Consider the following 15,793-nt stretch of genomic DNA (forward strand, 5'->3'; position numbering starts at 1 on the left):
CTGAGACACGCGTGGCGCAGACTGTTCCTGTCGGCCCGGAGGGGCCGGTCAGGCTCCTCATCAGTCACCCTTTCGCGCTGCCCCTCCGGGTCGTCGGCTATCCCTGCCGATGGATGACCGCCGCTCTTCCCGAGGCGATCTCCACACCGTCGTGTTCGATGCGGAAGGTGTACTGGGCCCCACTCTCGTCGGCCAGCAGGCACTCCGCGTGCACGTCGAGCCTGCCCTGCAGCGTATCCACGCGATCGACGGCCAGCTTCACGCCGCGCAGGCTCACCAGCATGCCGGGACGCGGCTCCGTCCTGCCCTGATCCCTTGCGCTCAACGCACCGTGCACCGCCATCGCCTGCGCGCCGTATTCGGCGAGGTGCACGGCGTGCAGCCCTTCCTCGCCACGCAGCGGATGCGAGGCGAGCACGTGGCTCGTGCTGATCGCGTGGATCGTCGAGGCGTCCCAGGCCAGCACGCCATCGAGCAGGCACATGTCGCCCGCGTGCGGAATGAGGTCAATGAACTCGGTCTTGGCGAGCATGCGGGGCCATCAGGATCGAAAGGCAGAAGTGGAAGGCCACGCCCAGCGCCACGGTAAGGCCGATCGCGCGCAGCACGGGAATCGACGACCAGGCCAGCATGCCGAACACGAGCAGTGCGGCGATGACGCAGACCACCGTCGCATGCAGCGTGCGCCGCTGTTCGGCGGGATCGCCGGTGTCGCGCTCGAAGAACAGCGCGTAGTGCAGGCCCAGGCCCGCGGCGAGGATCAGCGCCACGAGGTGGAACAGCGACACGGGAATGCCTGCCATGCGCTCCACCGCCAGCACGAGGAAGGTCGCCAGCGTCATCGGCGCCAGCACGTGCCATGCGCGGCGAATGCTGCGCAGCGCCAGCGTGATGGTGACGAACAACAGCAGGCCCGCGGCCAGCACAGCGTGCAGGATGCGCGTGCGGTACTCGGCGACGAGCGATTCGGAGGCTTCCTTGAGATCGAGCAGGCGCGCTCCCGGACCGGCGGCGGCAACCGCTGCGGCGACGGCGGCCGCATCGTGCACGCCGCTCAGGGTGGACAGCCCGACCCAGTGGTCGCCGCGCTGCACCAGCATCGCGGCGAGACGCTGGCCCAGCGGCGACCGCGCGAACACCTCCGGCGTCAGCAGCGGCGCGCTGCGCGCGGTCTCCACGTCGTCGACGAAGGGCGCGAACAAGTCCTTGCGGAAGGGCATGCCTTCGAGTGCCTGCTCCAGCGCTGCGTCGAGCGCCGAGCGATCCGGCAGTTTCGCCTGCCGCGCACGCTGCGTCGCGAGGTCGGGAAGATAGATGGAAGGCAGTTCGAACCCGTCGAGCGCCTTCGCCGCCACCTGCTCGCGCAGGCGCGGCTCCAGTTTCTTCGAGGCGACCAGGACCTCGTCGGCGGTCTTCGCCTGCACGATCAGGAGGTAGCGCACGTCCGGCGCGCCGAGTTCGCCGCGCAGGCGCGCATCGGTCATGAGCAGGTCGCGCGGCAGCGGCGTGAGTGCGGACAGATCGTTCTGCCAGAAGGGGCCAGGCGCGAAGGCGATCATCGCGACCACGGCGGCAACGATGGGTATGGGCAGCCAGCGCGGTCGCGGCAGCGCGTCCAGCCAGCCACGGAATGCCGCGAGGCCAGGCATGCCGGCGACGTCGCGCGCGTGTTCGGGGAGCAGGTAGGGCAGCGCGTAGCGGGTGCTGAAACCCGCGGCCAGCAGACCGGTGATCGTGAACACCGCCAGCTGCTTGAGCCCGCCGACGCCGGACGCATAAAAAGCGAGGTAGGCGATGCAGGCCGAGGCGATCGCGGTGAGCAGCAGGGGCCACAGCCCGCGCACGCTCGCCACCGCGGATTCGCCCTCGCGCCGGTGGCTAAGCAGGCGGATCGGGTATTCCTGGGCCACGCCGAGCAAGGTGAAGCCGAAGGCCAGCGTGATGCCGTGCACTTCGGCGAAGCACGCGGTGAGCATCGCGATGCCCGCGAGCGCGCCGGTGGCGACCGGCAAGGCGCCGAGCAGCAGGCTGCTCACGCTGCGGTACGCCGCGAGCATCAGCACGATGAAGCCGATCGTCGAGATACGCCCGATCCAGTCGGCCTGGTCGCGCGTCTGCGCGTTCACCACGACGGTGAAGTAACCCGGACCGCTGATCGTCAGATGCGAGGCAGCGCTGCCAGGCAGCGCCGCGAAGGCGGAGCGGAGACGCCCGATGGCCTCGTCCTGCGCGCCCGGATCGAAGCCCGCGCCGCGCGTCTGCGCCAGCAGCAGGGCCTCCCCCTGCGACGAGAACCACACGCCTTCGCGCACTTCGGGCGAGCGAACCGGTGTCCAGCGTTCGGCCAGCTTCAGCGTCTCGAGCGTGGGATCGCGCGGGAGCAGCCCCTTGAGCAGGGTCGCGGCGGGCGAGCCGAGGTCGTCCAGGCGTTGCTGCAGCTGGTCGGCCAGGTACGCCTCGTCGAGCGCCCCTCCATCGAGCGTCGGCGAGAGCAGGTACCGGTAGGGCAGCAGGCTGCTGTCGAGCATGCCCAGGTCGAAATCGCCGTTCACCACCTGGGTGAACAGCGGATCCTTGCGCAGGACGGCCGCCAGTCCGCGGCTGAGCGACGCCTTCGTCGCGTCGTCGCCACCCTCGATGGCGACGAGCAGCAGGCGCGAGCCCGGCCCCTCGCCCACCTGCTCCATCAGCAGCTTCTGGTCGGGCGTGGTCGGCGCGGGCATGAAGCTGCGCAGGTCGGTGCCGACCTTCAGCTGCGTGGCCACCAGTACCCCCAACAGTGCGAGGACGGCGATCCAGGCGACCAGCAAGCCGAGGCGTGCGCCCCTCACATCGCGCCGCCGCACTGCGCGATCAGGCCTTCGCGGGTCGGCTCCGCCGGCATTCTGGCGGCGAGGTCGCCGAGGAGGTCGATCGAGGTGTCGCCGTCGCTTTCGTCCATGCGCATGCAGCGGGCGAGTTGACCGCTGCCGTACACGTGGATGCCCGCGATCTGCTTCGCCACGCGTGCGTCGCGCGGCGTGAGGGTGAGCTGCCAGCGATCGGCGTCGCGGGCGAGCTTGACGTCGAAGGATTGGCCGAGCCGCGACGGATCGCCGGCAAGCAGCGCGACGAAGCTGTCGAGCAGGACCTGCAACTGCGGAGCGCGCTTCAACGAGAAGCTGCGCGGCTTCTTGCCCTCGCGCTCCTGGGTCACCTCGCCGTCGGCGATGGTCGAGACTTCCCGGGTGGGCTTGTCCACCCGGCGTTCCAGGCGGTCGCCGCCGAGCCAGGCCAGTTCGCCCGAGACCACGAGCGGCTTGTCCAGCACGCGCATGAAGCGCGCTTCCGCAAAGGGCGTTCGCGCGGGCGCCGGACGATGCAAGGTGGCGATCAGCGCGTTCGCGTCGTCCGCATCAGGCGTCGGAGTGGCTAGGCAGGTGAGCGGCAGCAGCAGGCTCGTCAGCAGGGCCAGTTTCTTGCCAGAAGTCATAGAAATTGAACCAGTTGAAGGGATAAAGACGGGCGTAGTGCTCCACCCGTGCGGCGTAGCGTGCGATGAGCCGGTCCAGCGCGGCCGCGCGCTCGGCGCGCGGGATGTCGATGCCGTCCGAGAAGGTCTCGAAGATCAGCCGGTAGCGGTTGCCCCCGAGGTAAATGCCCATGCACAGCACCACGGGAATCTTCAGGGCGGAGGCGAGCAGCCAGGGGCCGACCGGGAAAGGCGCGGGCCGGCCGAGGAACGGCACGCGGCAGGTTGCTTCGTTCGGATGGCCGCGGTCGGCCAGTATGGCCACCATGCCCCCCTGCGCCGCGCCTTCGGCCATCGCCAGCGCCACCGAGGCACCGCCGCGCGAGGCGTCGATCACGGCCGCGCCGACATCGGGCGCGAGGGCTTCGAGGACGGCGGTGAGCGCCGGGGTCTTCTGTTTATCCAGGACGACGCGCAGCGGGATGTCGGGACGCCGCGCACCTACCGCGCGCAGCGCTTCGAAGCTGCCCTGGTGCGAGCCGATCAGCAGGACGCCCCGGCCCTGGTCGATCCAGTAGTCGAGCGCTTCCACGCCCTCGATGTCCACCGCGAAATCGCGTTCGCCGTGCGCGAGGAAAAACAGGCGGTCCAGCAAGGTGGCCGCGAACATGTGGATGTGCCTGAACACGTCGTAGTGCGTGACCGGACGGTCCAGCACGCGCTCGAGGTAGGTCCGCGAGGCGACCCGCTCGTCCGCGCGGCGCAGGAAGAAGTACAAGGCGATGGGGTAGAGCAGCGCGCGCGCCACGCCGCGGCCGAGCCGCAACGCGATCGTGCGGATCAGCCAGATCGCGAACCAGCCGCCGCCTTCCTGTTGCTTCCAGTGGCTCATGCGCCCTCCAGCGTGCCGCGCAGCAGCGTATCCGCGCCGCGGCGGACCGTGAAGCGGTAGCGGGTGTCGCCGAGCGCGGCGAGTTCCAGCTCCGCGTCCTCGCCAGGCAGCAGCGGGGCGATGAATTTCGCGTCGACGACCTGGCGCAGCGCGAGCCCGCGCCAGCGCCGCAAGGCGAGCGCGGCGGCTTCCAGCAAGAGGACGCCGGCCACGATGGGGCGGCCAGGGAAGTGTCCGGCAAAACTGGGGTGCGCCGCGTCGAAACGCAGCGGGCAGACGAAGGGCGCGGGTCCGGTCTCGGTCATCGGCATCTCCGGACGAAGCAAACCATGCTCCGGGCGAGTGCGGACTGAACGGCCGTCAGGCGGTGGCCCGGTGCTGTTCGATGTGCTCCGACAGCGAGCGCAGGTTCGTGAAGATGGTGCGATTGTCCGGGTTGTCGGACTTCAGCTGGAAACCGTAGCGCTTGGACACGGCCAGCGCGATTTCCAGTGCATCGATGGAGTCGAGGCCCAGGTCGCCGCCGAACAGCGGGGCGTCCGGATCGATCTCCGCGGGCTTCACGGTTTCGAGATTGAGGCTGGTGACGATGAGTTCGGCCAGTTCTTGCTGTGCTGCGGTCTGCGTTGCCATTGATGTTTCCAGGTCCTGGATGTTCCTGCCTCCCCCCGGATGGCAGCGGCCGCGAAGTTTATCACAGGGGTCTTTGGACCAGCTTTGGGCGGTTCAGCCTGACGACGGGCGCGGCGTTCACGCTTCGGCCCGGCGCCGGGACGATATGATGGCGCGACCGCGTTGGTAGGAAGACTCGATGCTCCCAGGAAGCGAAATGCGCGAGCCCGCGCCCCAGACCGCCCATGCGCACGCCGCGCCACGCGTGCGCTACCTGCGTGAAACCGGCGCACTTTCGCCTTCCACCCTGGCGGCCTTCGATTTTGGCGCCGCGGCTCCGGCATCCGGCGACCCGCGCTGGCTGCGTGTGGCGCTGGAGCCGTTCGGTGGAGCCTTGAGGGAAATCTGGGAAGTGGACGGCGAGGTCCGCAGCGGACGCGACGGCGACCTGCGCTGGTCGCGCGGCGGCGGCTGGCTGTTCGCGGCCGTCGAGTGCCGCGAGGACGAGCACGGCGGCACCGAGGCCGCCGCACGGCATGCCTATGGCCTCCTCTCCCGCTTCGTGGCGGCCGCGCCGGAACAGCACGTCCAGCGGATCTGGAACTACCTCGGCGCGATCAACGCCGGCGAAGACGACGACGAGCGCTACAAGCACTTCTGCACCGGGCGCATCGGCGGCATGGGCGAAGTCTTCGCCCAGGGCTTTCCGGCGGCGACGGCGATCGGCCATCACGCGGACCCCGCGCTGCTGCAGGTGTACCTGCTCGCCACCGACAGGCCCGGCACGCGGGTGGAGAACCCCCGCCAGGTAAGCGCCTGGCGCTATCCGCGGCAATACGGGCGTACGCCGCCGAGTTTCGCCCGCGCCACGCTGCTGCCTGCCGGCGACGTGCTGGCCATCTCGGGCACCGCGGCGGTGGTGGGGCACGCATCGGCGCATGCGGGCGATATCGACGCGCAGTTGGCCGAAACCCTGCGCAATCTCGAGGCGCTGCTTGCCGCCGGCGGCCTCCCCGCCGGTTTCGGACGCTCGGCCCCGCTCAAGGCTTACGTGCGGCATCCGGAACATCTGACGGCGATTGAGGCGTTCGCCGCGAAGCACTTCCCGGAGGCACCGCTGGTGTTGCTGCACGGCGACATCTGCCGCGCAGAACTGCTCATCGAGATCGACGGCTGGCGTTACCGGGTGTAGGAGCGCGCATCGCGCGCGACAGGTTTTCGCGTAAGTGCGACAGGGCCAGTTGCTCACGGCCCCAAGAGCTGTCGCGCGCTCTGCGCGCTCCTACAGTGCACGGCGCGCGCTTACTTCTTAGTCGGGCGGTGCCAGCCTTCGATGCTGGTCTGGCGGCCGCGCGCGATCGTCAGCGTATCCGCCGGGGCGTCCTTCGTGATGACCGAGCCCGCGCCGATGGTCGAGCCCGCGTGCAGCGTCACCGGAGCCACCAGAGAACTGTTGGAACCGACGAAGACGCCGTCCTCGATCGTGGTGCGGCTCTTGTTCACGCCGTCGTAATTGCAGGTGATGGTGCCGGCGCCGATGTTCACCTTGCGACCGATCGCTGTATCGCCGAGGTAGCTCAGGTGGTTGGCCTTGGAGCCTTCGGCGATCACGGCGTTCTTCGTCTCGACGAAGTTGCCGATGTGCACGCCCGCCGCGAGTTCGGTGCCCGGGCGCAGGCGCGCGAAGGGGCCGATGGTGCACGGGCCGTGCGTCACCACGCCGTCCAGGTCGCAATGCGCGAGCACCACGGTGCCGGCCGCGAGCTTCGCGTTGCGCACGCGGGTGAAGGGGCCGATGCGCACGTCGTCGCCCAGCACGACGTCGCCTTCGAAGATCACGTTCACGTCCACTTCCACGTCGCGGCCGGCGGCGACCTTGCCGCGGATGTCGAGACGGCGCGGATCGGCCAGGCGCACACCCGTGAGGGCCAGCGCGCGGGCACTGCGTTCGCGGTACAGGGCCTCGAGGTCGGCGAGCTGCCAGGGATCGTTCGCGCCCGAGGCTTCGCTGGCTTCGCAGTCGACGCAGGCGGCCGGCATGCCTTCGGCGGAGGCCATCTCGAATACGTCGGTAAGGTAATACTCGCCCTGCGCGTTGCTGTTGCCGAGGCGCTGCGTCCAGGCCAGCAGGCGCGCCGCTTCGGCGGCGACGATGCCGGTATTCACGAGGTCGATGGCGCGCTGCGCGGCGCTCGCGTCCTTCTCCTCGACGATGTGGCGCACATGGCCGGCCGCGTCGACGACGACGCGCCCGTAGCCCTTCGGATCGGCCAGGCGCGTCGCGAGCATCGACAGGCGCTCGCTGGTGGAAACCAGCGCGGATAGCGTGTCCGGGCGGATCAGCGGCACGTCGCCGTAAAGCACCAGCACGCGCCCCTCGAGGCGGCCCTGCGCCTGCAGGGCTTCCAGCGCCATGCGCACCGCGTGCCCGGTACCGAGACGCTCGCGCTGTTCGATCCAGCCCAGGGCCGTGTCGGCGGCGAAGGCCTCGCGCACCTGCTCGCCATTGTGGCCGTACACCACGTGCACGCCTGCGGGATCCAGGGTCCGGGCCGCGTCGATCACGTGGGCCAGCAGCGGCCGCCCGGCGAGGGGCATCAGCACCTTGGCCGACGCGGACTTCATCCGCTTGCCCTCGCCGGCGGCGAGGATGAGGACATGGAGGGGTGTAGCCGTCATGGGTTCGGGTGCCTGCCTTGGAACGTGGGGCGCACTTTCGCGCGTTTTGCACCCCGATGCCAAGTCGGCTACTCGTCCTTCGGTCGCTCGGTCAGGTGTTCCAGGCTGGGCTTGTACGCCTCCACGAAGGCGTTGCGCAGGATGCCGACGATCGCGTCCATGGCCGAGAGGCTCTTGTCGTCGATCGTGCCGGAGATCGGCACGCGCGTCGCGAACTGGTCCTTCGGCTGGTTCTTGAACAGCTTGGTGACGCCTTCGGCGACAGCCTCGTAGGCGAGCTTCAGCGGGTTCTTTTTCTCCTGTTCCACGTCCTGCTTCCAGCTGAAGATCTTCAGCCCGCGGAACAGGGGCTTGGCGTAGCCGTCGAGGCGGCGGTCGCGCGCCTGCAGTTCCATGAAGAAGTCACCCTCGCCGCCCGCGAAATCCAGGCCGGTGTAGGCACGCGCGAGGTCGTTGGCCTTCATCAGCTTGATGTTGCGTATGCTCAGTTCGTAGCGGAAATCGCCGAGCCGCTCCAGGGGATCGAACTCAGCCCGCGTCTCCAGCGGCGCGTCGCCCAGCACCTTCGCCGTGGCGTGCAGGTGGGCGACGCGGGAACCTCCTTCGCCCTGCACGTTCGTGAGGTTGGTGGCCGTGCCGTTCACGTCGGTCACCTTGAGGTCCACCTTCGGGCTCGAGACGAAGTTGTGGAAGGTCACGGTGCCGTTCACCACGTTGACCTCGTCCAGGCGCGTCGGCACCAGCGCGCGCAACGGTGCGCGCCAGTCCACGCCCTTGCCGGTCTGGGTGTCGCCTTCGCCCCGGCCGTCGACGAAGTTCACCACGGGCTCGAAGAAATCGATCTTCCCGCGGATACGGCCCCGCGCGATGGCCCGCCAGCTCAACGAAACATCCGCCCTGGCCGTGTCGAACAGCGGCACCGGCACCTTGCCGTCGACCTTCTTGATGGTCAGGCGGTCGATGGAATACGCGCCGCGCCACAGGTGGATGTCGATGTCGGCGATGTGGCCCGAGTACGACCCCATGCGCGAGAGGCGGCCATTGAGGTAGTCGAGCACCGCATATGGCAGGAGGATGCGCCCGATGATGAGCACCACGGCGATGACGCCGATGATCCAGAGGCTGCGGCGGTAGCGGGTTCGCATGGCAGGGGGACCGGGGTAGCGGGCGGCCAGTGTGGCCCGCCCCGAGTCGTTATTTCATGAACGAGACGCCTCGGCGGGTAGGAGCGCGCCCTGCGCGCGACGTCTTTTGGGGCCGTGAGCAACAGGTCCTGTTGCTCTTCGCGAAAAGATGTCGCGCGCAGGGCGCGCTCCTACCCGAAGGGATCAGTGCTTGAGCGTCTTGCGCATGCGCTCCAGGGCCTGGAGCTGGGCTAAGGCCTCGGCCAGCTTGGCCTGGGCTTCCGCCACGTCCAGTTGCTGGCCGCGGTTCGCCAGGGCGGCCTCGGCTTCTTCCTTCGCCTTCAGGGCGGCGGCCTCGTCGAGGTCGGCCGCGCGGGCGGCCGTGTCGGCGAGGATGGTCACCACCTGCGGCTGCACCTCGAGGATGCCGCCGGAGACGTAGAACTGCTGACGCTCGCCACCGGTACCGACCACGTCGACGTGGCCCGGCTTCAGGCGGGTGATCAGCGGGGCGTGACGCGGCGCGATGCCCAGCTCGCCAAGCTCACCGGTGGCGACCACGAGCGTGGCTTCGCCGGAGTAGATCTCGGCTTCGGCGCTGACGATGTCGACGCGGATGGTATGGGTCATGGGCTGGTCTTCCGTTGGTCAGGGATGGGAACGGCGAAGGCTCAGGCGGCCTTCTTCGCACCCATCTCCTCGCCCTTCTTGATGGCTTCGTCGATGCCCCCGACCATGTAGAAGGCCTGCTCCGGCAGGTAGTCCACGTCGCCGTCGACGATCATCTTGAAGCCGCGGATGGTTTCCTTCAGCGGGACGTACTTGCCCGGCGAGCCCGTGAACACTTCGGCCACGTGGAACGGCTGCGAGAAGAAGCGCTCGATCTTGCGGGCGCGCGACACGGCTTCCTTGTCTTCCTGCGACAGCTCGTCCATGCCGAGGATGGCGATGATGTCCTTGAGTTCCTTGTAGCGCTGCAGCGTGCCCTGCACGCGGCGGGCCACGTCGTAGTGCTCCTGGCCGATCACGCCCGGGTCGAGCTGGCGGCTGGTGGAGTCCAGCGGATCCACGGCCGGGTAGATACCCAGCGAGGCGATGCTGCGGCTCAGGGTCACCGTGGCGTCGAGATGGGCGAAGGTGGTCGCCGGCGACGGGTCGGTCAGGTCGTCCGCGGGCACGTACACGGCCTGGATGGACGTGATCGAACCGGTCTTGGTCGAGGTGATGCGCTCCTGCAGGACGCCCATTTCCTCGGCGAGCGTGGGCTGGTAACCCACGGCCGACGGCATACGGCCCAGCAGCGCCGACACTTCGGTACCGGCCAGCGTGTAGCGGTAGATGTTGTCGACGAACAGCAGCACGTCCTTGCCCTTGCCGGTCTCGTCCTTCTCGTCGCGGAAGTACTCGGCCATGGTGAGGCCGGTCAGCGCGACGCGCAGGCGGTTGCCCGGCGGCTCGTTCATCTGGCCGTACACCATCGCGACCTTGTCGAGAACGTTGGAGTCCTTCATCTCGTGGTAGAAGTCGTTGCCCTCGCGGGTACGCTCGCCCACGCCGGCGAACACGGACAGACCCGAGTGCGCCTTCGCGATGTTGTTGATGAGTTCCATCATGTTCACGGTCTTGCCCACACCGGCGCCGCCGAACAGGCCGACCTTGCCGCCCTTGGCGAACGGGCACATCAGGTCGATGACCTTGATGCCGGTTTCCAGCAGCTCGCTCGCGGCGGCCTGGTCGTCGTACGACGGGGCTTCGCGGTGGATGACCCACTGTTCCTGCTCGCCGATCGGGCCCGCTTCGTCGATCGGGTTGCCGAGCACGTCCATGATGCGGCCGAGCGTGGCCTTGCCGACCGGCACCTTGATGCCTTCGCCGGTGTTGCGGGCGATGAGGTTGCGGCGCAGGCCGTCGGTGGAACCGAGCGCGATGGTGCGCACGATGCCGTCGCCCAGCTGCTGCTGCACTTCGAGGGTGATCTCGGTGCCGTCGATCTTCAGTGCGTCGTAGACCTGCGGTACCTGGTCGCGCGGGAATTCGACGTCGACGACCGCGCCGATGATCTGAACAACTTTACCCTGGCTCATGGAATGCTCCGGATGAATCTTCTTTAGGTTCTGTAGCGGCGCCGCTTCCGCGTCGCCTTCGCATTTCGTTTAGACCGCCGCGGCGCCGCCGACGATTTCCGAGATTTCCTGCGTGATCGCCGCCTGGCGGGCCTTGTTGTAGACCAAGGTCAGTTCGCCGATGACCTTGCTGGCGTTGTCCGACGCGGCCTTCATGGCGACCATGCGCGCGGCGTGCTCGCTGGCGAGGTTCTCCAGCGCCGCCTGGTACACCACCGACTCGATGTAGCGCGTCATCAGGTGCTCGAGCACCGTGCGCGCATCCGGTTCGTAGATGTAGTCCCAGTCGTGGGTCTGCTCGACCTTCACGCCTTCCGACGCGACTCCACCCGCCTGTTCCAGCTCCGTGGCCACCACCGACAGCGGCAGCAGCGCGTCGATGGCCGGCTTCTGCACGATGGTGTTCACGAAGTCGTTGTAGGCCAGGAAGACGCGGTCCAGGCGGTTGTCCGAATACGCGTCGAGCACGACCTTGATGACGCCGATCAGGTCTTCGAGCTTCGGCTTCTCGCCAAGATGGGTGGCCGTGCCGATCAGGTTCACGCCCTTGATGCGGCGGAAGAACTGCACGGCCTTCTGGCCCACGGCCACCACGTCGATCTCGGCACCCTTGCCCTGCCACTCGCGGATGGAAGCCAGCACGCGGCGGAACAGGTTCGAGTTGAGACCGCCGGCGAGGCCGCGATCGGTCGACACCACGATGAAACCCACGCGGGCGACGTTGCCGCGCTCGGTGAGGAACGGATGGGTGAAGTCGGTGCTGGCCTGGGCGACGTGCGCGATGACCTTGCGCATCAGGCGCGCGTAGGGACGCGAGGCCTTCATCAGGTCCTGCGCCTTGCGGATCTTCGACGCCGAGACCATTTCGAGCGCGCGCGTCACCTTGCGCATGTTCTGCGTGCTCTTGATCTTGGTTTTGATTTCGCGGCCGCTTGCCATGGCTTACTCGTCTTGAAAGGGTGTCGCCAGCTCGCGGGGCCGGCGTTGCCGCCGGTGCCCCGCGCGTTTCGCTCTTACCAGCTGCCGGTCTTCTTGAACTCGTCGGCGGCGGCCTTGAAGGTCGCCTCGATGTCCTTGTCCCAGTCGCCGGTCTGGTCGATCTTCGCCATCAGCTCGCCGTGGTTCTGGCGCATGAAGGCGTGCAGGCCCTTCTCGAACGGCAGCACCTTGTTGACCGGCAGGTCGTCGAGGTAGCCCTTCTCGGCCGCGTAGATCGACACGCCGAGTTCGGCGATCGACAGCGGCGAGTACTGCGACTGCTTCATCAGCTCGGTGACGCGCTGGCCGCGGTCCAGCTGCGCGCGCGTGGCGGCATCCAGGTCCGAGGCGAACTGCGCGAACGCGGCCAGCTCGCGGTACTGCGCGAGGGCCAGCTTCACGCCGCCGGAGAGCTTCTTCACGATCTTCGTCTGGGCGGCGCCACCGACGCGCGACACCGAGATGCCGGCGTTCACGGGCGGTCGGATACCGGCGTTGAAGAGGTCGGTCTCGAGGAAGATCTGGCCGTCGGTGATCGAGATCACGTTGGTCGGCACGAACGCGGACACGTCGCCGGCCTGGGTTTCGATGATCGGCAGCGCGGTCAGCGAACCGGTCTTGCCCTTCACCTCGCCGTTGGTCATCTTCTCGACGTACTCGGCGCTGACGCGCGAAGCGCGCTCGAGCAGGCGCGAGTGCAGGTAGAAGACGTCGCCCGGGTAAGCTTCACGGCCCGGCGGACGCTTCAGCAGCAGCGAGATCTGGCGGTAGGCCACGGCCTGCTTCGACAGGTCGTCATAGACGATCAGCGCGTCTTCGCCGCGGTCGCGGAAGTACTCGCCCATGGCGCAACCGGAGTACGGCGCGACGTACTGCAGCGCGGCCGCTTCGGACGCCGATGCCACCACGACGATGGTGTTGGCCAGCGCGCCGTTTTCTTCCAGCTTGCGCACCACGTTGGCGATCGAGCTGCGCTTCTGGCCGATGGCCACGTAGATGCAGCGGATGCCGGAATCCTTCTGGTTGATGATCGCGTCGATCGCCACCGCGGTCTTGCCGGTCTGGCGGTCGCCGATGATCAGCTCGCGCTGGCCGCGGCCGATCGGGATCATCGAGTCGATGGACTTGTAGCCGGTCTGCATCGGCTGGTCGACCGACTGGCGCCAGATGACGCCCGGAGCGACCTTCTCGACCGGGCTGGTGCCCGCGGCGTCGATGGGACCCTTGCCGTCGATCGGGTTGCCGAGCGCGTCGACGACGCGGCCGAGCAGGCCCGGGCCGACCGGCACTTCGAGGATGCGGCCGGTGGTCTTGGCCGCGTCGCCTTCGCGCAGGTGCTGGTATTCGCCCAGCACCACGGCGCCGACCGAGTCGCGCTCGAGGTTCAGTGCGAGGGCGAACGTGTTGTTCGGCAGCTCGATCATTTCGCCCTGCATCACGTCGGCGAGGCCGTGGATGCGGACGATGCCGTCGGACACGCTGATGATCGTGCCTTCATTGCGTGCCTCGGCACCGAGCTTGAACTGCTCGATGCGGGTCTTGATCAGTTCGCTGATCTCGGACGGATTCAGAGTGGTGCTGGACATGGTCGGTTCCTATATGAAATCAGTGCGTCAGCGCGCTGGCCAGCCGTTGCAGGCGGCCTCGCGCCGAACCGTCGATGACCTGCTCGCCCGTGTCGATGACGACACCGCCGAGCAACGCCGGATCGACGTGCGTATCCAGTTCGATCTCCCGCTTGAAGCGGCGCTTCAGCGAGGCACGCAGTTGTTCGGTCTGCGCCGTGTCGAGATCCAGGGCGCTCGTGACCTTGACCTTCAGGGTCGACTCCGACTCCAGCTTGTACTGGTCGTAGAGCGCGGCGGTTTCCGGCAGCAGGTGCATGCGCCGGTTATCCGCCAGTTCCTCGAGGAAACGGGCGAACGGTGCGTCGGCAGCCATGCCTTGCGGAAGGTGGACCGCGACGAGCTGCGCCGGCAGCACGCGCGGATCGTTGCCGAGCCCCGCGACCTGCGGATCGGCCGCGACGGCGGCGGCGAAATTCAGCGCCGCCGACCAGTCGGCCAGCGCACCCGCGGCGTGCGCCACTTCGAAAGCGGCGCGCGCGTACGGTCGGGCGAGAGTGAGCGCCTGGGCCATGATCAGATCTCGGCAGCGAGCTGGTCGAGCAAGGCCTTGTGGGCCGCCGGATCGATCTCGCGCTGGACGATCTTCTCGGCACCCTTCACGGCCAGCGCGCCGACCTGCTCGCGCAGCTGTTCGCGCGCACGCTGGGCCATCGAGGCGATCTCGTCCTGGGCCTGCGCCTTCAGGCGGTTGATCTCGCTGGTGGCCTCGGCACGGGCCTTGTCCAGCATCTGGTTGGCCTGCTGCTGGGCCTTGTCGATGATCTCGGTCGCCTGCAGGCGGGCCTGCTTGATCTCGGTGGCGACCTTGGCGTCGGCATCCTTGAGCTCGGCGCGCGCGCGCTCGGCGGCGGCGAGACCCTCGGCCACCTTCTTCTGGCGCTCCTCGATGGCACCGTTGAGCTGGGGCCAGATGAACTTGGTGGTGAACCAGACCAGGATCGCAAAAGAGATCATCTGGCCCAGGAAGGTCATGTTGATTTCCATGATCTCTCCGAAAGACTCCGAACGCTTGGGTACTGACGATCGCCGTGACCCCAGGGGTCACGGCGACAGGACGGACGCTTGCTTAGCCGGCGACCGCGGCGCGCACGACGCCGACCAGCGGGTTCGAGAACGCGAACAGCAGGGCCACGGCGAGGCCGATGATGAACGCCGCGTCGATCAGGCCGGCGAGCAGGAACATGCGGCCCTGGAGCAGCGGGACCAGCTCAGGCTGGCGGGCGGCCGACTCGAGGAACTTCGAGCCCATGACGGCGATACCGAGACAGGCGCCGAGCGCGCCGAGGCCGATGATCACGCCGATGGCGATGGCGGTCATGCCCTGGACGTGGGCGAGGAGCGAGGCGAGTTCCATGGTGTTCTCCTGGGATAACGAATGGCGAAAGGGTGGAAACGAAAAGGATGGAGCCGAAGGTTCTAACGTCGGAGCGGTGAGTTAGTGGTGTTCCCGCGCGGTGGCGATGTAGACGATCGTGAGCATCATGAAGATGAACGCCTGGAGGGCGATGATCAGGATGTGGAAGATCGCCCACGCCGTGTTGAACACGACGCCAGGCACGAAGCTGATCCAGCTCACCATCAGACCGGCAATCAGCATGAACACCAGTTCGCCGCCGTACATGTTGCCGAAGAGTCGCATGGCGAGCGACACGGGCTTCGACAGGGTTTCGACGACGTTGAGAAGGAAGTTGGGGATCACCAGGATCAGCTTGGCGACCGGATTGTTCGCATGGAACGGGGCGGTGAGCAGTTCCTTGCCGAAACCGAAACCGCCCTTGGCCTTGATGCCGTGGCCGATGACGATGAACAGCACGGCGACCGAGAGGCCCACGGTGGTGTTGATGTCGGCGGTGGGCACCATGCGGAAATAGGTGTGGTGGGCGACTTCGTCACCCGCGAAGGTGTGCACGAGCCAGCCGGCGAGGTCGACCGGCAGCAGGTCCATCGCGTTCATGAGGAACACCCACATGAAGATGGACAGCGCCAGCGGCGTGACCGTGCGGCGGTCGCCGTGGAAGGTGTCCTTCACCTGGGTGTCGACGAACTCGATGGCCAGCTCGACGAGGGCTTGGCCCTTCGACGGCACGCCCGAGGTGGCCTTGCGCGCGAACAGCCAGAACCACAGGCAGAACGCGGCACCGAGGCCGAACGACACGAGGATGGAATCGGCGCGGAGATTCCAGAACCAGAAATGGTCGGCGCTGAAATTCACCGTCAGGTGGTTCAGATGGTGCTGGATGTATTCGGTCAGACCGCCCTGCGGTTCGCTCGCCATGCTCAACCCTTGAATCTGAATGCAAATACGT

17 protein-coding genes are annotated in these 15,793 nt (G+C 67.7%); 1 reads left to right on the forward strand and 16 read right to left on the reverse strand.

The window, feature by feature from the left end:
* Positions 1-97: 97 nt before the first annotated feature.
* The 6 genes from ACR9ZH_RS11315 to ACR9ZH_RS11340 are packed head-to-tail and all read right to left on the reverse strand — an operon-like array spanning position 98 to position 4,976.
* A complete protein-coding gene (locus ACR9ZH_RS11315) occupies positions 98-532 on the reverse strand; it encodes a hotdog family protein (protein ID WP_481290845.1) in 435 nt (144 codons plus the stop codon).
* Positions 507-2,831 (reverse strand): MMPL family transporter, encoded by a 2,325-nt coding sequence (locus tag ACR9ZH_RS11320; protein ID WP_481290846.1) that lies wholly within the window; start codon positions 2,829-2,831, stop codon positions 507-509. Before ACR9ZH_RS11320 ends, ACR9ZH_RS11315 begins: the two co-directional genes overlap by 26 nt.
* Positions 2,828-3,472 (reverse strand): LolA-related protein, encoded by a 645-nt coding sequence (locus ACR9ZH_RS11325; RefSeq protein WP_481290847.1) that lies wholly within the window; start codon positions 3,470-3,472, stop codon positions 2,828-2,830. Before ACR9ZH_RS11325 ends, ACR9ZH_RS11320 begins: the two co-directional genes overlap by 4 nt.
* Positions 3,396-4,343, reverse strand: coding sequence for an LpxL/LpxP family acyltransferase (locus ACR9ZH_RS11330; protein ID WP_481290848.1), 948 nt, complete (start codon positions 4,341-4,343; stop codon positions 3,396-3,398). Before ACR9ZH_RS11330 ends, ACR9ZH_RS11325 begins: the two co-directional genes overlap by 77 nt.
* On the reverse strand, positions 4,340-4,648 hold the full coding sequence (locus tag ACR9ZH_RS11335; RefSeq protein ID WP_481290849.1) for an ApeI family dehydratase: 309 nt from the start codon (positions 4,646-4,648) through the stop codon (positions 4,340-4,342). The genes ACR9ZH_RS11330 and ACR9ZH_RS11335 overlap by 4 nt, the downstream gene beginning before the upstream one ends.
* 55 nt (positions 4,649-4,703) lie before the next feature.
* Positions 4,704-4,976: a phosphopantetheine-binding protein gene (locus tag ACR9ZH_RS11340; protein WP_481290850.1), complete on the reverse strand. Its 273-nt coding sequence runs from the start codon at positions 4,974-4,976 to the stop codon at positions 4,704-4,706.
* 196 nt (positions 4,977-5,172) lie between these two features.
* Here ACR9ZH_RS11340 and ACR9ZH_RS11345 point away from each other — a divergent pair, with 196 nt between their 5' ends.
* Complete coding sequence (locus ACR9ZH_RS11345) at positions 5,173-6,147, forward strand: chorismate transformation FkbO/Hyg5 family protein (protein WP_481290851.1); 975 nt, start codon at positions 5,173-5,175, stop codon at positions 6,145-6,147.
* Between the two features lie 110 nt (positions 6,148-6,257).
* Here the strand turns inward: ACR9ZH_RS11345 and glmU are convergent, their stop codons facing one another.
* From glmU to atpB, 10 genes are all read right to left on the reverse strand, one after another.
* Complete coding sequence (glmU, locus tag ACR9ZH_RS11350) at positions 6,258-7,634, reverse strand: bifunctional UDP-N-acetylglucosamine diphosphorylase/glucosamine-1-phosphate N-acetyltransferase GlmU (RefSeq protein ID WP_481290852.1); 1,377 nt, start codon at positions 7,632-7,634, stop codon at positions 6,258-6,260.
* Positions 7,635-7,702: 68 nt separating this feature from the next.
* Complete coding sequence (locus ACR9ZH_RS11355) at positions 7,703-8,779, reverse strand: AsmA family protein (RefSeq protein WP_481290853.1); 1,077 nt, start codon at positions 8,777-8,779, stop codon at positions 7,703-7,705.
* Positions 8,780-8,962: 183 nt separating this feature from the next.
* On the reverse strand, positions 8,963-9,388 hold the full coding sequence (locus tag ACR9ZH_RS11360) for a F0F1 ATP synthase subunit epsilon (protein ID WP_481290854.1): 426 nt from the start codon (positions 9,386-9,388) through the stop codon (positions 8,963-8,965).
* Positions 9,389-9,429: 41 nt separating this feature from the next.
* The gene (atpD, locus tag ACR9ZH_RS11365; RefSeq protein WP_481290855.1) at positions 9,430-10,842 is read right to left on the reverse strand and encodes a F0F1 ATP synthase subunit beta; all 1,413 of its coding nucleotides are present in this window, start codon (positions 10,840-10,842) and stop codon (positions 9,430-9,432) included.
* 69 nt (positions 10,843-10,911) lie between these two features.
* A complete protein-coding gene (atpG, locus tag ACR9ZH_RS11370; protein WP_481290856.1) occupies positions 10,912-11,820 on the reverse strand; it encodes a F0F1 ATP synthase subunit gamma in 909 nt (302 codons plus the stop codon).
* 74 nt (positions 11,821-11,894) lie between these two features.
* Positions 11,895-13,445, reverse strand: a complete 1,551-nt coding sequence (atpA, locus tag ACR9ZH_RS11375) for a F0F1 ATP synthase subunit alpha (RefSeq protein WP_481290857.1) — start codon at positions 13,443-13,445, stop codon at positions 11,895-11,897.
* A gap of 19 nt (positions 13,446-13,464) precedes the next feature.
* Complete coding sequence (locus ACR9ZH_RS11380) at positions 13,465-13,998, reverse strand: F0F1 ATP synthase subunit delta (RefSeq protein WP_481290858.1); 534 nt, start codon at positions 13,996-13,998, stop codon at positions 13,465-13,467.
* A 2-nt stretch (positions 13,999-14,000) separates the two neighbouring features.
* Positions 14,001-14,471, reverse strand: a complete 471-nt coding sequence (locus ACR9ZH_RS11385; RefSeq protein ID WP_481290859.1) for a F0F1 ATP synthase subunit B — start codon at positions 14,469-14,471, stop codon at positions 14,001-14,003.
* 82 nt (positions 14,472-14,553) lie between these two features.
* Entirely contained in the window at positions 14,554-14,841 is a 288-nt protein-coding gene (gene atpE / locus ACR9ZH_RS11390; protein WP_481290860.1) for a F0F1 ATP synthase subunit C, read from the reverse strand.
* 81 nt (positions 14,842-14,922) lie between these two features.
* Complete coding sequence (gene atpB, locus ACR9ZH_RS11395; RefSeq protein ID WP_481290865.1) at positions 14,923-15,762, reverse strand: F0F1 ATP synthase subunit A; 840 nt, start codon at positions 15,760-15,762, stop codon at positions 14,923-14,925.
* Positions 15,763-15,793: the final 31 nt, after the last annotated feature.

The organism is Luteibacter sp. SVR4-7G (assembly GCF_056755555.1).

Bases quoted from the DNA above. Each gene is read 5' to 3' on its own strand.
- atpA (WP_481290857.1), bottom strand. From the start codon at position 13,445: ATGTCCAGCACCACTCTGAATCCGTCCGAGATCAGCGAACTGATCAAG.
- ACR9ZH_RS11315 (WP_481290845.1), bottom strand. From the start codon at position 532: ATGCTCGCCAAGACCGAGTTCATTGACCTCATTCCGCACGCGGGCGAC.
- ACR9ZH_RS11385 (WP_481290859.1), bottom strand. From the start codon at position 14,471: ATGGAAATCAACATGACCTTCCTGGGCCAGATGATCTCTTTTGCGATC.
- ACR9ZH_RS11345 (WP_481290851.1), top strand. From the start codon at position 5,173: ATGCGCGAGCCCGCGCCCCAGACCGCCCATGCGCACGCCGCGCCACGC.
- ACR9ZH_RS11355 (WP_481290853.1), bottom strand. From the start codon at position 8,779: ATGCGAACCCGCTACCGCCGCAGCCTCTGGATCATCGGCGTCATCGCC.
- ACR9ZH_RS11340 (WP_481290850.1), bottom strand. From the start codon at position 4,976: ATGGCAACGCAGACCGCAGCACAGCAAGAACTGGCCGAACTCATCGTC.
- ACR9ZH_RS11330 (WP_481290848.1), bottom strand. From the start codon at position 4,343: ATGAGCCACTGGAAGCAACAGGAAGGCGGCGGCTGGTTCGCGATCTGG.
- atpE (WP_481290860.1), bottom strand. From the start codon at position 14,841: ATGGAACTCGCCTCGCTCCTCGCCCACGTCCAGGGCATGACCGCCATC.
- atpD (WP_481290855.1), bottom strand. From the start codon at position 10,842: ATGAGCCAGGGTAAAGTTGTTCAGATCATCGGCGCGGTCGTCGACGTC.
- atpG (WP_481290856.1), bottom strand. From the start codon at position 11,820: ATGGCAAGCGGCCGCGAAATCAAAACCAAGATCAAGAGCACGCAGAAC.
- ACR9ZH_RS11380 (WP_481290858.1), bottom strand. From the start codon at position 13,998: ATGGCCCAGGCGCTCACTCTCGCCCGACCGTACGCGCGCGCCGCTTTC.
- ACR9ZH_RS11335 (WP_481290849.1), bottom strand. From the start codon at position 4,648: ATGACCGAGACCGGACCCGCGCCCTTCGTCTGCCCGCTGCGTTTCGAC.
- glmU (WP_481290852.1), bottom strand. From the start codon at position 7,634: ATGACGGCTACACCCCTCCATGTCCTCATCCTCGCCGCCGGCGAGGGC.
- ACR9ZH_RS11360 (WP_481290854.1), bottom strand. From the start codon at position 9,388: ATGACCCATACCATCCGCGTCGACATCGTCAGCGCCGAAGCCGAGATC.
- ACR9ZH_RS11325 (WP_481290847.1), bottom strand. From the start codon at position 3,472: ATGACTTCTGGCAAGAAACTGGCCCTGCTGACGAGCCTGCTGCTGCCG.
- atpB (WP_481290865.1), bottom strand. From the start codon at position 15,762: ATGGCGAGCGAACCGCAGGGCGGTCTGACCGAATACATCCAGCACCAT.